We start from the raw sequence: 12,697 nt of genomic DNA on the forward strand, positions 1-12,697 counted from the left end.
CGTCAGTAACGGCAAGAGGAGGCAACGGGCCGCCGGAAAGCGAAGGTGGGCATGCAGGCCGTGAGCATGGAGGCCGAAGACCAGGACTCCTTCCGGGCGTTCGTGACGAGCCGATCGACCGTTCTGCTGAGGACTGCCGTGCTGCTCAGCGGCGGCGACCAGCACGCGGCCGAGGACCTGTTGCAGAACGCGCTGGTCAAGGTGGCCAACCGGTGGCACAGGATCGAAGAACCCGAGGCGTACGTCCGGCAGGTCCTCTACCGGCAGCAGGTCACCCGGTGGCGCCTCAAGTGGCCGCGCAGGGAGATGTCCGTCGCAGAACCGCCCGACGGCGCAGCCGCGGGTGACGGCACCGGCGCCGCCGATCTGCGGCTGCTGATGCGCGGCGCCCTCGCCCGCCTGACGACCCGCCAGCGCACCGTGCTCGTACTGCGCTACTTCGAGGACCTTCCCGAGGCCGAGGTGGCCCGCGTACTCGGCTGCTCGGTCGGCACGGTGCGCTCCACCACCCACCGCTCACTCGCCCGGCTGCGCGCGCTGGCACCAGAACTCGCCGCCCTCGACGAGCCCGGCGGCCCGCCTGCTCCGCAGGCCTCCGCCGAGCGCGCGTCCGACGATCCCCCCGGCGCCGCCACCCGTCCCGCGTCACCCGGCAATCCCATGGAGGCACGGCAGTGAGCTTCGAAGAACTCGTCCGTGACGCTCTCCACGAGCAGGCGGAGTCCACCCGGCCCGCGCCCGCCGACCTCGCGGGGCGGGTCCTCGCCCGGCGCGCCCGGCGCAGGACGCGCGGCTTCACGGTGGCGACGGTGGCGGCCGTCGCCGCCGTCGCCTTCGCCGCCTCGGTGATCACCGTCGGCGCGGGCCGCGGGCACGACCCGCACACCGGCGACGGCGCGCCCGCGGCCAGCGGCGTCGAGGCCCACCCCTCGCAGTCCCCGCCACTCGACCGCATCGCCGCGGGGGACCAGGTCCTGGCCGCCTACTACTCCACGCGGAACGTGGCACAGCCCAACCACGACGTGGTCCTGACCCGTACCTATCAGCTGCTGAATCCCTCCACCGGCCGCTACGTGAAGGACCCGCGCTGGTCCGACGTGGCCGTCGCCCCCGGCCTGCGCACCGCGGCCGTGCTGGAACAGGCGCTGCCTGCGGACCGGGTGGGCATCCTCGACCTCGCCACCGGCAAGGTGACCCGCTGGATCCCGGTGCCGCAGGGGGCGGGCGCCGTGGAGTTCTCCCCTGACGGCGGCAGGCTGGTGGCCACCACCTACGCCAAGGACCCGAACCGCCTCTTCTGGGCGGACCGGGCCGCGGTCCAGGGCTCCTCCCAGCCGCAGTCCGAGTACTCCCGCACCGGTTTCTCCGTCATCGACGTGGCGTCCGGAGCGGCGCGCTGGCACGCGCTGGCACCCGACCGGTCCCTGCCCCCGGGCCCCGACCTCGGCTCCGGCTTCAGCCTGTCGTTCAACGCCGACGGCACGCTCCTGACCGAGCGGATGATGGCATCGCCCGAGACCGTCTTCCACCGCCTCGACGGCACGACGGCGCCCGCACCGGCGAAGGAGAAGTACGCGGACACCGCACTCGCACCGGCCGGCCTGTCCCCTGACGGGACCCTGATGGCGGGAGGCTTCGCGGGCGAAGGCGCGAAGACCGCCACCGAGGTGCTCGACCCGGCCACGGGCAGGCGCGTCGCGCTACAGGGCGGGCAGCGGCTGCTCGCCTGGGTCGACAGGCGCCACCTCATCGCCTGGGACATCCCGCCCGGCGGCAACGAGTTCGGAAACCGGCTGGTGCTGGTCACCGTCGGGAGCGACAAGGAGGTGCCCCTCTCGGGGGCGCGGCCGGGCACGGAAGGGTCCCCCGCACGCTGGGAGCCCGTCTTCGCCCACCGCTGACCCGGCCCGGGGCCCTTCCCGAGGCCGCGCGGAACCCCGCTCTGGGGCGCGCGGCCTCGGCGCCAGGGTGCACGCCCGGCGGGCTACTGGGCCCAGGCCTGCTCCAGCAGGGTGCGGAAGGGGGTGGGCTCTCGGCCGATCAGCTCGGCCAGCGTCGGGTCGACGGCGGCGAACTCGCCGTGCAGCGCTGCCGCGAAGATGCTCAGCAGCAGGTCGGCGATCGGCGCCGGGGCACCGTGCGCAAGGGCCTGCTCGCGGAAGTCGCCGTCGGGGACGACGGTGCGGGTGAAGGGCCTTCCGGTGGCCTGGGCGGCGATCTCGGCGACGGCCTCGAAGTCGAGGGCGGCTGGACCGGTGAGCGGCGGGGTGGGTCCCTCGAAGCGGCCCTCGTCGGTGAGGACCGCCGCGGTGGCCTCGGCGAGGTCGTCGTGGCCGGTCCATGCGACGGGGCCGTCCGCGGGGAGGGCGATGTCGCCGGTGTGGCGCGCGGGCTCCAGGAAATGCAGGGCGCTGGCCGCGTAGAAGCCGTTGCGCAGCGCGGTCCAGGGCAGGCCGGTGGCGCGCAGCATGTCCTCGGTCCTGGCGTGGTCGCGGCATGCCTGGAAGCGGGAGTCGTGGGCGGCGCCCATCTGGCTGGTGTAGAGGATGCGGCCGACGCGGGCCTTCACGGCGGCGTCGATGGCGTTGCGGTGGCCGGTGACGCACTCCTCGCCCGTGCGGTCGAGGGAGACGAGGAGCAGTTGCCCGGCGCCCTCGAAGGAGTGCACGAGCGAGGCGGGGTCGTCGAAGCTGCCCTGCCGTACGCGGACGCCGCGGTCGGCGAGGTCCTGAGCCGTGCGGGGGTCGCGGACGCTGACCCCGACGCGGTCGGCGGGGACGCGGTCCAGGAGGCGTTCGACGACGCGGCGTCCGAGCTTTCCTGCGGCTCCGGTCACGATGATCACGGGTTTCTCCCCAAGCGGTTTCCAGTGGAATCATCTCAACGGTAACACTGTTACTAACGGTGGAAGCAAGATTCCGATATCGTTGATTCCATGCCTCTTCGCGACACCACCGACAGCCCTCGCCGTCGCATCGTCGCGGCGGCCGTCGAGCTGCTGGAGAGCGGCGGGCCCGACGCGGTGAGCACCCGCGCGGTCGCCGCCGCGGCCGGAATGCAGCCGCCGGCGATCTACCGCCTCTTCGGCGACAAGGAGGGGCTGCTCGAAGCGGTCGCCGAGCACGGCTACGCCCAGTTCCTCGAAAGCAAGCGCGCACAGCTCGACCCCTCCCCGGCCGACCCGGTGGAGGAGCTGCGCCGCGGTTGGGACCTGGTGGTGGAGTTCGGGGTCTCGCGCCCCGAGCTGTTCACGGTGATGAACCGGGCCACCGGCCGGGGCCCCGCCGCGGCACACCGCGCGGGCCTGGAGATCCTCCACGGCCGGGTGCGCAGGCTCGCGGCCGGCGGATGGCTGCGGGTCGACGAGGAACTGGCCGCCCAGATCATCCAGGCCACCGGCCAGGGCGCGGTCATCACCTGGCAGTCCACGCCCGCGGAACACCGCAATCCCGAACTGCTGACCATCATGCGCGAGTCCATGGTCGCCGCCGTCACCCGCGCGGAGCCGACCGTCCCCGCCGCGGAGTCCGGCCCCGCCCCCGCCGCCCGCGCCCTGCGCGCCGCCCTCCCCGACGACGCCGACGTCCTGAGCGACGCCGAGCAGCGCCTGCTGCTCGAATGGCTGACCCGGCTGGCGGCGGACGACAGCCCGCCGCGGGCCTGACCCGGCACGGGGCCGTCCCCGCGCAAACCGGGCACCACAAGACGGCGTCGCGGAAATGCCATTGAGCGGCCGCGCCGGTCCGGGGATGATCCGCCCCGTGGACACCTACCTGGAGACAGAGCGCCTGGCCCTGCGCCGTTTCACGGCCGACGACGCGGACCTGCTGATCGAACTGGACAGCGACCCGGCGGTGATGCGCTACCTGACCGGAGGCGAGGCGACCGCCCCTGAGATCGTCCGCGAACGCCAACTGCCCAGCGTCATCGCCGGTTACGGGAAGTGGGGCGGCGACCTGGGGCTTTTCGCCGCGTACGAGAGGGACGGCGGAGCGTTCGTCGGCTGGTTCTGCCTGCGTCCCGAGCCGGACGGCCCGCGGGAGGAGGCCGAACTCGGCTACCGCCTGCGACAGGCGTCCTGGGGCAGGGGCTACGCCACCGAAGTCTCACGGGCCCTGCTGCACAAGGGGTTCACCGAACTCGGAGTGCACACGGTCTGGGCTGCGACGATGGCCGTGAACCGCGGTTCGCGCAATGTCATGGCGAAGCTCGGCATGACGCTCACGGGAGCCCTCCCCACTCCTGCCGACATGGAGAGGGTCGAGGGTTCCGAGCACGGGGGCGTGCGGTACGAGATCACCAAGGAGCAGTGGGAGCAGCGCTGACCGGCCTCATCGCCGGCAGGCCACGGGGACGACCGCACGCGAGGGCGTGGGCATCCGGCAGGACTCGGCCACCGGCAGCGGCCGTTGAGCCGCGCAGGCATGGCCCGTGAGCCAAGTGTGTCCGGATTGGCTGTCGTTGCGGCCACGGGTGGGGCGGTAGCGTGCTCCGCGCGGAGACTAGGTCTAGTCCACTGTCCACAACCAGAGGAGCCGTTCATGTCCGTGCATCCACGTCGTGCAGAGGGTATGAACCGCCGCCGCTTCCTCGGTGGGGCACTGCTCGCGGGCGGGGCGCTCGGCGGCGCAGCGCCGCTCGCCGCGGCGGCCGCCACCGCGGCGGCACCTGCCGCCGTGCCGAGCGCGGTGCTGCCGTCGCGGGCCGCGGTCCTCGGCACGCTGCGGCTGGTGAACGACCACTGGATCGGCGCGCACGGCGACCCGGGGAACAACCAGTGGGCGCGGGCCACGTACTTCAGCGGCAACATGGCGGCCCACCGGGCCACCGGCGAGGCGCGCTACCTCGACTACACCCGCGCCTGGGGCGAGAAGAACAACTACGGCCTCAACGGCGGGGTGTCCACCCGGTTCGCCGACAACCACACCGCCGGGCAGGCGTACTTCGACCTCTACGACGTCGACCCGGATCCGGCGTACGTGGCGGACATCAGCGAGTCCCTGCGCAGGATGGTGCACGGCACGAACACCTCCAACAGCGACTGGACGTGGGTCGACGCCCTGCACATGGCGATGCCCGCCTTCGTGCGCGTGGCGTCGTACCTGCACGACAGCGCGTATCTGGACAAGCTCTGGGCGATGTACTCCTTCACCAAGCACAGCCTGGCGGGCAGCGGACTGTACGACTACACCGACGAGTTGTGGTTCCGCGACGCCGACTACATCTGGCCGGGCGGCTCGGGCGCGCACTCGCCGAACGGTGCGAAGGTCTACTGGTCGCGCGGGAACGGGTGGGCCTTCGCCGCGCACGCCAAGGTGCTGGGGCTGCTGCCGCCCGGCGACACCCGCTGGCCGGAGTACACCTACAACCCGCAGGGGCTGAGCCGGGCGCTGCTGACCCGGCAGCGCGCCGACGGCTTCTGGAACGTCAACCTCGCCGACCCGCTCCAGCATCCCGGCCCCGAGACCAGCGGTACAGCCCTGTTCACCTTCGGCCTGGCCTACGCGATCAGGACCGGAGTGATCGGCAGGGCGACGTATCTGCCGGTGCTGGCCCGCGCGTACAACGGCATGGTCGCGACCGCCGTGCACGCCGACGGCTTCCTCGGCTACGTCCAGAACGTGGGCCTCGACCCGGAGTCGAGCCAGCCGGTCACCTACGGCTCCACGGCGGACTTCGGCGTCGGGGCTTTCCTGCTCGCCGCCGCGGAGGTCGCCAAGCTGACCACCTGACCGGCCTCGCACCGCCTTTGCCGAGCGCCCGCCGAAGGGCCCGTGTTCGGGGATGGGGGATGGGACGGCGGCCTCGTAGCGGTTGGGTAACAGTGCGCACCGGGCGGCTCGTCATCGTGGGCGAGCCGCCGTTACGTTGGGCCGGTCGGCGCACGGGGCGTGTGCCAGGGGGGCTCTAGGGGGGAGTGGCCCATGGTTCGGCCGGAGCCTGACGGTACGGCGGAGACGCCGGGGCAGCTGCGCAAACGCGCGGACGACCTGCGCGAGTGCGCCCGTACCGCGCGCAAGCTCGCCGGCAGCCTCGGACCGTATCTGGACAAGGCGGTGGCGCAGGCGACACCGGCGATCTGGACCGGCCCCTACGCCACCTCGACCAGCGGGATGCTCGGCACCCGCAAGTCGACGCTCCACCAGATGGCGTCCGATCTGACCCGGGACGCGGGCCGCTGGGAGACCGAGGCGCACGATCTGGACGACCGGGCGTCGAAGGCCGACGCCAAGCAGAAGGCCGGGGGCGGCTGATGGGCTTCCACGGCTTCGACACCGCCAAGATCCGCAGCCTGGCAGGGGACCTGGAGACGCTCAGCCAGGGCGTCACCTCCCTGCACCGGGACGTGGCGGGCGTCCTCACCCGCGCGGATGAGCTGATGGCGGGCAAGTCGGCCACCGCGAGCACCCTGCTCCAACCGCTGGTCGGCTACCCGCTCGGCGGCCGTGCGGCCATGCCCGGCACGCTCGCCGCCGAACTGCACGACACCCAGGGCTCGATGGTCCGCCGCTGCGACCAGCTCGACGGCGTCCAGCACCTCACCGACGAGGGCTACGCCATCGACCCGGCGCTCTATTTCGGCGACGAGAAGGCCCCCGAAGAGAAGAAGATCACCGACCTGCTCTCCGCACTGGCCGCCCTCGACGGCAAGGACTTCGGCAGCAACGGCAACCGGGACGATCTCCAGAAGCTCCGCGACCGGTTCGGCGATCTGACACCGGCCGAGCTGGACGCCCTGCTCTCCAAGGTGCCCGCCGCCGACCTCAAGCGCCTGAACGACCTCGCCGCGAAGGACGACGACGGCAGCGGCTGGAAGTGGTGGGACCACAACGGCCTGCCCGACGGCGAATTCCGCGACTTCGTCAGCTCCCTGGTGAAGAGGGCGGGCCCGTCCCACTGGCCGGCGTTGGAGGCGGCCTTCCCCAGCGTGCAGCCGGGCTTCGACACCACGGACGCCTGGATCGAGGGGTACAACCCGCAGTCGAGCCAGGGCGCCAAGGGCATGCACTTCGGCGTCCCGGGCGAACCGCTCTTCGCCACTCCGGGCCTGATCGACGTGGACGGCATCGCGCAGGGCAGGTTCGGCGACTGCTGGTACATCGCCTCGCTGACCGCCACCGCCCACGCCGACCCCAAGTTCATCCAGGAGGGGATCAAGCAGAATCCCAACGGCACGATCGATGTGCGGATCTGGGACAAGGACGGCAAGGTGCACTGGGTCACCGTCACCCCCGACCTGCCGATGGACCAGAACGGCAACGTGATGAGCGCCAACGGCAACGGCGAGGTGTGGCCCGCCTATTACGAGAAGGCGTTCGCCCTCATGTACGGGGGCGACAAGGGCGGTGGTCCCGACGGCCACGAGAACGACCCGCGCTACGACCGCAAGGAGCAGGGCGACTACGGCGCCATCGAATGGGACTTCACCGACAAGGCGCCCTCCTACGTCACCGGCCACGACCCGAAGTCCATCGACAACGACTTCGGCAGCGTCAAGTCGTCCTTCGAGTCGCACCACCCGGTGATCGTCGCCACCCGGTCCGACGACGACCTGAAGAACGATCACCTCAACCCGCAGTTCGACCCGCACTACGTGACCCGGCATGTCTTCTACGTGAAGGGCTTCGACGCGGACGGCAAGATGATCCTCGGCAATCCGTGGGGACCCGGAGGAGACATCCACATCACCGCGCAGCAGTATCACGACTACTTCAACAGCCCGCAGGAATTGCAGGTGGGCGGATGAGCACCGCGCACACGGCCGCCCGGGCGGTGACCGGCCTCGGCGCCCTGCTGCTGGTGGCCGCCTGCGGTGCGGGCGGCGGTCCTGCCACGGACCCCGCAGGCCCGGCCATGAGTCCTGCCGGGCCGCCCGCTGACAAGGGCCCGCAGTGCGAAGGCCGGGCGCCCGCACACGGCCTGCACGTCCTGATCAACGCCGACGCCGCACTGCCCGGCGGCGCCACCGTCCACTATGCCGCCGCCCACGCCGACGGTACGCACCGCACCGCCGACCTCACCGAGACGGGTCCAGGCGCCGGATCCGGCACGCGGCAGACCGTACGCGCGGCTCAGCGGGTCACCGTCGGCGGCCATGACTACACCGTCGCCCAGATCTGTACCTACCGCGTGGTCCTCACCGGCCCCGGGCTCACGTTCCCCGACCAGGGAGGCACCATGACGACGGGATGGCCGACGACGCAGGAGGGCCGGTGGCGGCTGATGTGGCACCTGCCCGACCACGGGCCGGGCCAGAACAGCGCGGTCGTGACCAGCATCCTCGACGGCCCGCCGCGCACCTCGATCAACGTCGTGGACGGTGGCAAGTCGGGAGCGAGCTACGTGGACGTACGGCAGGGGGACACGGTCGAGATCGCGGGCCGCCTGTGGAGGATCGCGGCGGTGAACCAGGGCACCATGAACGCGGACACCAACTCCTCGGACTTCACCGCCGGTTACGTGGACCTGGAGTTGATCGGACCCGCCTGACGCCACACGAACGCACTGCCGGCCGCCCTGGCGGTCCAAGCGGCCTGCACGTCCTGGTCCCGGGCGTCCGTGCCGCCCGGGTCGAGGTCCACCATGACCGACGCCTGCCTGCCGTCGACCGCGGCACGTGGGCCCCCGCCACGAGCAGCGGGGGCCGACGGCATCGTCAGCGCAGTCCGGCGAAGAGGTCGTTCTCCGGCACGGCCGCGCCGGTGGTGTCCCGGACGCGTACGAAGGTCTCCATGCCCATCAACTCGCCGAACCTCTCCTTGCCCATCTTGAGGAAGAAGATGTTCTCGCCCTGACTGGCGTGCGCGGCCAGCGCGTCGAACTTCTGGCCGCTGAACGCGATGGTGTCCACCCACGTGGTGATCTCATCGTCGGGGAGGCCGATCTCGGCCATCGCGGCGGCCTCGGCAGGGTCGGGTTCCGGCATGTCCGCACCGAACTCGCGCATGATCTCGCCGAACCGCTGCATCATCGAGCGGGGCATCGTGGTCCAGTACACCTTCGGTGTCAGCCCGGTCATCTCCAGCGCCGCCATCGTGATGCGGTGGGCCTGGATGTGGTCGGGGTGGCCGTAGAAGCCGTTCTCGTCGTAGGTGACGACCACGTCGGGCCGGTGGTGCCGCATGAGGTCAGCGAGCCGGGCGGCGCCTTCCTCGACCGGGGTCTGCCAGAAGGACCCGGGGGCGTCGTTGCTCGGCCAGCCCATCATCCCGGAGTCGGCGTAGTCCAGCAGCTCCAGATCGCCGATCTTCAGGACGTCGCAGCTCGCCTCGAGCTCCTGGCGGCGCATCGCGCTGACCGCCGCCGGATCATGCCCGGGATCGCCCGGTTTGACACCCCCGGGTCCGTCACCGCAACCGCCGTCGGTACACGTCACGAGGACGGTGCGGATGCCCTCCGCCGCGTACCGCGCGAGGATCCCTCCCGTTCCTGTGGCCTCGTCGTCGGGGTGGGCGTGTACCGCCATGAGCGTCAAGGGCCGGTCAGCCATGAATCAGTCCTCCTGCAGAACTACGTCGTGATCCGGGGTGCGGTGCCGCTCCCCCGATCATCGCAACCGCGCCGGCCGGATCACGCAGGCGGGCGGTCGTGCGGGCACGCCCGGAAAAAAACCCGGGCGGCGCGGTCGATCCCGGCACGCCTCGTTCGACGCGCTGGTGTAGGACGTGAAAACCGTACGAGGAAAGCGAGTGGATCCGATGAGGGAACACAGGGATCAGCGGGTGCGTGTGCAGAACTTCACGATCTCCAGTGACGGTATCGCCGCCGGCGAGGACCAGAGCCTGGAGCGGCCTTTCGGCCACGCCATCAATCCGGGAGAGCTCTTCGCCTGGGCCGGCGCCACCGCGAGCTGGCCCAATCGCACCGATCCCGGGGGCAGCCGGGGCCTGGACGACTACTTCACCCGGGACTTCGGCCACAACATCGGCGCCGAGATCATGGGCCGCAACAAGTTCGGACCCCAGCGCGGTCCGTGGACCGACAGCGAGTGGCGCGGCTGGTGGGGGGACGAGCCGCCCTTCCACACGCCGGTCTTCGTCCTGACCCACCACAAGCGTGCGTCGTTCACGCTCTCCGACACCACCTTCCATTTCGTGGACGCCGACCCCGAGACCGTTCTCGCCCAGGCGCGGGAGGCCGCGCAGGGCAAGGACGTCCGGCTCGGCGGCGGCGTGACCACCATCCGGGAGTTCCTCGACGCCGACCTCGTCGACAGCATGCACGTGGCGGTCTCGCCGATGAGGTTCGGGTCGGGGCTGCGGCTGTGGGACTCCCCCGATGAGCTTCTGGACCGCTTCCACCTGGAGGTCGTACCCAGCCCGAGCGGCATGGCCCACCACCTCTTCTGGCGCAAATAGCCAGGACAGCCGCCGCCGGGACGAGCGCCCAGACCCGCCGGCAGGAGGTCGACGGCCGGGTCGAGCGGTGGCGCGGGGTTCACGCCGGGGACCCCGGTCTACTTCTCCGGCCACGCCGCCCCGAAGGTCCAGGTGCTCTCACCCGGCTTCCTGATCGCGTCACTTCCGCCCGGTGCGGACACCTCGCAGGTGTCGGTCGGCGGTCTCGTCACCGCGCCCGGGATCTCGGCTCCGGCGTCGGGCGCGTCCGGCGTGCCCGGCACGTTCACCGTCCACGGGTCCGGGACCACGGGTGACACGGTCACCGTGACAGACGGCGGCGCCCCCCTGTGCGTCATCGTATGGTCGAAGACCGGCCTGCCCTCCGGTCTGCATACACTCGTCCTCACCAAAGTCGACGGCAGCTACATGACCTTCGACGGACTCGAGGTCGACAACGACTGAACCGCCCCGGTCCGTTCCCGCCCCGGGGGCTCCGACTCCGGGCGGCTGAAGGTGACATCCGCAACCCCGTGACGACGTAGGGCCCGACCGCATCCCGGTCGGGCCCTGCCTCTGTCGTGACGGGTGCCCCGGGAGCTCGGCGTGACCGCGGGGCCTGCTGCGGAGCACGTACCCTTTGGCAGGCAATATCTTGGCAATGATGTCCTCATAATTTGTCCTACCTGAGATCCTGGGAAGAAAATGCCTCGCAGCACGCGATCCGCGTTGGTGGGCTCCGCCCTCCTGTCCGTCCTGGCCCTCGGCGCCTCCGCCTGCGCAAGCGGCAGTGACGACAAGCCCGCGGCCGCCACCCCCGCCTCATCGGCGCCGGCCTCCTCCGCGCCTTCGACGCCTGCCGCCTCCTCCGCACCCGCCGCGGCGGCGCTCAGCGCCGATCAGCTGAAGGGCGCCCTGCTCACCGCCGCGGACCTGCCGGCCGGCTACAAGGCCGCCACACCGAAGCCGGAAGAGGACATCCTCGGGCAGACCGCCACAGCAACGCCCGCCGCCTGCCAGCCGATCCAGGACATGGGCGCCGGCAAGAAGTCCGTGCGGCCCACCGCGGCGGCGGACCAGAACTACTCGCAGAAGTCCAAGCCCTTCGTGAAGGTCTTCGGACGCATCGCCGCCTACGCCCCCGGCGACGCCGAGAAGGCCATGGCCGACCTCAAGGCAGCCGCCAAGGCATGCCCGACCTACACATCCAAGGACGACGCGGACGGTACGGTCGGGAAGACCGTGGTGAAGTCCCTTCAGCCCGTCTCGCTCGGGGATGACGCGGTCGCGTTGGAGCTCACCGTCACCACCGACGGTGAATCGATGGTCCTCCCCTTCACCCAGATCCGCGTCGGCTCCACCATCGCGCTCTTCGCCACCATGGACGTCACGAAGCTCGATCAGGCCGTCGGGTTCCCCCAGCCGCTGCTGGCCAAGCAGGTCGAGAAGCTCAAGGCAGCCGCCGCCGGCTGAGCCGACCGCGGCCGGCCCCGGACCGTTCCCCGGTCCGGGGCCGAGAGGTCACCACGGCACCACCCCGTCCTCGTCGAAGAACGCGCCGGTCGGGCCGTCGTCGGGGAGGGACGCCAGCCGGATCGCGATCGCCGCGCCCTGTTCGGGGGTGCGCACGCCGCGCAGGCCGTTGAGGTCGGTCGCGCAGTAGCCGGGGCAGGCGGCGTTGATCAGGATGTCCGTGTCCCGAAGCTCCCTGGCGTATTGGACGGTGAGGGCGTTGAGGAAGGTCTTCGACGGCGCGTACGCCGCGGAGACCGGCCCCATCTCGGCGCCCGGAGCGGCCTGCTTCGTGAGCGAGCCGACGGTGCTTGACATGTTGACGATCCGCGGCGCCGCGGAACGGCGCAGCAGCGGCAGCAGCGCGTTGGTGACGCGGATGACTCCGATCACGTTGGTCTCCACGGCCGTCCGTACGGCCGAGAGATCGACCGTGGTCGGCATCTGCGGCATCCCGCCGGTCACACCGGCGTTGTTGACCAGGACGTCGAGGCGGCCGGCCCGCTCCTCCACCAGCCGGGCGGCAGCCGCCACGCTCTCGTCGTCCGTCACATCGAGCGGCACGCCGAACGCGTCCGCGCCGCCCGCCCGCAGCTTCTGCACGGCGGCCTCCCGGCGCGCCTCGTCCCTGGCGCCGACGCCCACGCTCCAACCGAGGGCGCCCAGGCCCGCCGCGATCTCGTATCCGATTCCCTTGTTCGCGCCGGTGACCAGCGCGATCGTCTGTCCGCTCATGCGATCCATCGTGTGCCGCACCCCCGCCACACGGCCAACACCATCTCGGTAAGCGGCGATACCTCCCCGGTATCGGACCAGCTCACTGCGGTAATCCCCTCCGGTGCCGAGCC

General features: G+C 71.4%; 14 protein-coding genes. 11 read left to right on the forward strand and 3 right to left on the reverse strand.

Features of this window, described 5'->3' with window-relative positions:
* Positions 1-66: 66 nt before the first annotated feature.
* On the forward strand, positions 67-678 hold the full coding sequence (locus tag ACGFMP_RS01570; protein WP_393670288.1) for a SigE family RNA polymerase sigma factor: 612 nt from the start codon (positions 67-69) through the stop codon (positions 676-678).
* Positions 675-1,901: a hypothetical protein gene (locus ACGFMP_RS01575; RefSeq protein WP_393669584.1), complete on the forward strand. Its 1,227-nt coding sequence runs from the start codon at positions 675-677 to the stop codon at positions 1,899-1,901. Before ACGFMP_RS01570 ends, ACGFMP_RS01575 begins: the two co-directional genes overlap by 4 nt.
* Positions 1,902-1,984: 83 nt before the next feature.
* Here ACGFMP_RS01575 and ACGFMP_RS01580 read toward each other — a convergent pair whose 3' ends face one another.
* On the reverse strand, positions 1,985-2,845 hold the full coding sequence (locus ACGFMP_RS01580; protein ID WP_393669585.1) for an SDR family oxidoreductase: 861 nt from the start codon (positions 2,843-2,845) through the stop codon (positions 1,985-1,987).
* 90 nt (positions 2,846-2,935) lie between these two features.
* Here ACGFMP_RS01580 and ACGFMP_RS01585 point away from each other — a divergent pair, with 90 nt between their 5' ends.
* The 6 genes from ACGFMP_RS01585 to ACGFMP_RS01610 all read left to right on the forward strand — a co-directional run bounded on the left by ACGFMP_RS01585 (position 2,936) and on the right by ACGFMP_RS01610 (position 8,490).
* Positions 2,936-3,664, forward strand: coding sequence for a TetR/AcrR family transcriptional regulator (locus ACGFMP_RS01585; protein ID WP_393669586.1), 729 nt, complete (start codon positions 2,936-2,938; stop codon positions 3,662-3,664).
* A 97-nt stretch (positions 3,665-3,761) separates the two neighbouring features.
* Positions 3,762-4,325 carry a GNAT family N-acetyltransferase gene (locus ACGFMP_RS01590; RefSeq protein WP_393669587.1) on the forward strand — a complete coding sequence of 188 codons (564 nt, stop codon included), beginning with the start codon at positions 3,762-3,764 and terminating at the stop codon, positions 4,323-4,325.
* A gap of 216 nt (positions 4,326-4,541) precedes the next feature.
* The gene (locus ACGFMP_RS01595) at positions 4,542-5,732 is read left to right on the forward strand and encodes a glycoside hydrolase family 88 protein (RefSeq protein ID WP_393669588.1); all 1,191 of its coding nucleotides are present in this window, start codon (positions 4,542-4,544) and stop codon (positions 5,730-5,732) included.
* A 192-nt stretch (positions 5,733-5,924) separates the two neighbouring features.
* Entirely contained in the window at positions 5,925-6,254 is a 330-nt protein-coding gene (locus ACGFMP_RS01600; protein ID WP_393669589.1) for a hypothetical protein, read from the forward strand.
* Positions 6,254-7,747 (forward strand): C2 family cysteine protease, encoded by a 1,494-nt coding sequence (locus tag ACGFMP_RS01605; RefSeq protein WP_393669590.1) that lies wholly within the window; start codon positions 6,254-6,256, stop codon positions 7,745-7,747. The genes ACGFMP_RS01600 and ACGFMP_RS01605 overlap by 1 nt, the downstream gene beginning before the upstream one ends.
* The gene (locus ACGFMP_RS01610; protein ID WP_393669591.1) at positions 7,744-8,490 is read left to right on the forward strand and encodes a hypothetical protein; all 747 of its coding nucleotides are present in this window, start codon (positions 7,744-7,746) and stop codon (positions 8,488-8,490) included. Before ACGFMP_RS01605 ends, ACGFMP_RS01610 begins: the two co-directional genes overlap by 4 nt.
* A 166-nt stretch (positions 8,491-8,656) precedes the next feature.
* On the opposite strand, the gene ACGFMP_RS01615 is transcribed toward ACGFMP_RS01610, so the two are convergent.
* Positions 8,657-9,490, reverse strand: a complete 834-nt coding sequence (locus ACGFMP_RS01615) for a PIG-L family deacetylase (RefSeq protein ID WP_393669592.1) — start codon at positions 9,488-9,490, stop codon at positions 8,657-8,659.
* Between the two features lie 208 nt (positions 9,491-9,698).
* Here ACGFMP_RS01615 and ACGFMP_RS01620 point away from each other — a divergent pair, with 208 nt between their 5' ends.
* The 3 genes from ACGFMP_RS01620 to ACGFMP_RS01630 all read left to right on the forward strand — a co-directional run bounded on the left by ACGFMP_RS01620 (position 9,699) and on the right by ACGFMP_RS01630 (position 11,810).
* Positions 9,699-10,358, forward strand: coding sequence for a dihydrofolate reductase family protein (locus ACGFMP_RS01620; RefSeq protein ID WP_393669593.1), 660 nt, complete (start codon positions 9,699-9,701; stop codon positions 10,356-10,358).
* Between the two features lie 132 nt (positions 10,359-10,490).
* Positions 10,491-10,802 carry a hypothetical protein gene (locus tag ACGFMP_RS01625; protein ID WP_393669594.1) on the forward strand — a complete coding sequence of 104 codons (312 nt, stop codon included), beginning with the start codon at positions 10,491-10,493 and terminating at the stop codon, positions 10,800-10,802.
* A gap of 267 nt (positions 10,803-11,069) precedes the next feature.
* Positions 11,070-11,810, forward strand: coding sequence for a hypothetical protein (locus ACGFMP_RS01630; protein ID WP_393669595.1), 741 nt, complete (start codon positions 11,070-11,072; stop codon positions 11,808-11,810).
* Between the two features lie 48 nt (positions 11,811-11,858).
* Here the strand turns inward: ACGFMP_RS01630 and ACGFMP_RS01635 are convergent, their stop codons facing one another.
* Positions 11,859-12,584, reverse strand: coding sequence for an SDR family oxidoreductase (locus ACGFMP_RS01635; RefSeq protein ID WP_393669596.1), 726 nt, complete (start codon positions 12,582-12,584; stop codon positions 11,859-11,861).
* Positions 12,585-12,697 lie beyond the last annotated feature (113 nt).

The organism is Streptomyces sp. NPDC049040 (assembly GCF_043197715.1).
Classification (GTDB): domain Bacteria; phylum Actinomycetota; class Actinomycetes; order Streptomycetales; family Streptomycetaceae; genus Actinacidiphila.

Bases quoted from the DNA above. Each gene is read 5' to 3' on its own strand.
- ACGFMP_RS01635 (WP_393669596.1), bottom strand. From the start codon at position 12,584: ATGAGCGGACAGACGATCGCGCTGGTCACCGGCGCGAACAAGGGAATC.
- ACGFMP_RS01610 (WP_393669591.1), top strand. From the start codon at position 7,744: ATGAGCACCGCGCACACGGCCGCCCGGGCGGTGACCGGCCTCGGCGCC.
- ACGFMP_RS01620 (WP_393669593.1), top strand. From the start codon at position 9,699: ATGAGGGAACACAGGGATCAGCGGGTGCGTGTGCAGAACTTCACGATC.
- ACGFMP_RS01600 (WP_393669589.1), top strand. From the start codon at position 5,925: ATGGTTCGGCCGGAGCCTGACGGTACGGCGGAGACGCCGGGGCAGCTG.
- ACGFMP_RS01570 (WP_393670288.1), top strand. From the start codon at position 67: ATGGAGGCCGAAGACCAGGACTCCTTCCGGGCGTTCGTGACGAGCCGA.
- ACGFMP_RS01595 (WP_393669588.1), top strand. From the start codon at position 4,542: ATGTCCGTGCATCCACGTCGTGCAGAGGGTATGAACCGCCGCCGCTTC.
- ACGFMP_RS01585 (WP_393669586.1), top strand. From the start codon at position 2,936: ATGCCTCTTCGCGACACCACCGACAGCCCTCGCCGTCGCATCGTCGCG.
- ACGFMP_RS01615 (WP_393669592.1), bottom strand. From the start codon at position 9,490: ATGGCTGACCGGCCCTTGACGCTCATGGCGGTACACGCCCACCCCGAC.
- ACGFMP_RS01605 (WP_393669590.1), top strand. From the start codon at position 6,254: ATGGGCTTCCACGGCTTCGACACCGCCAAGATCCGCAGCCTGGCAGGG.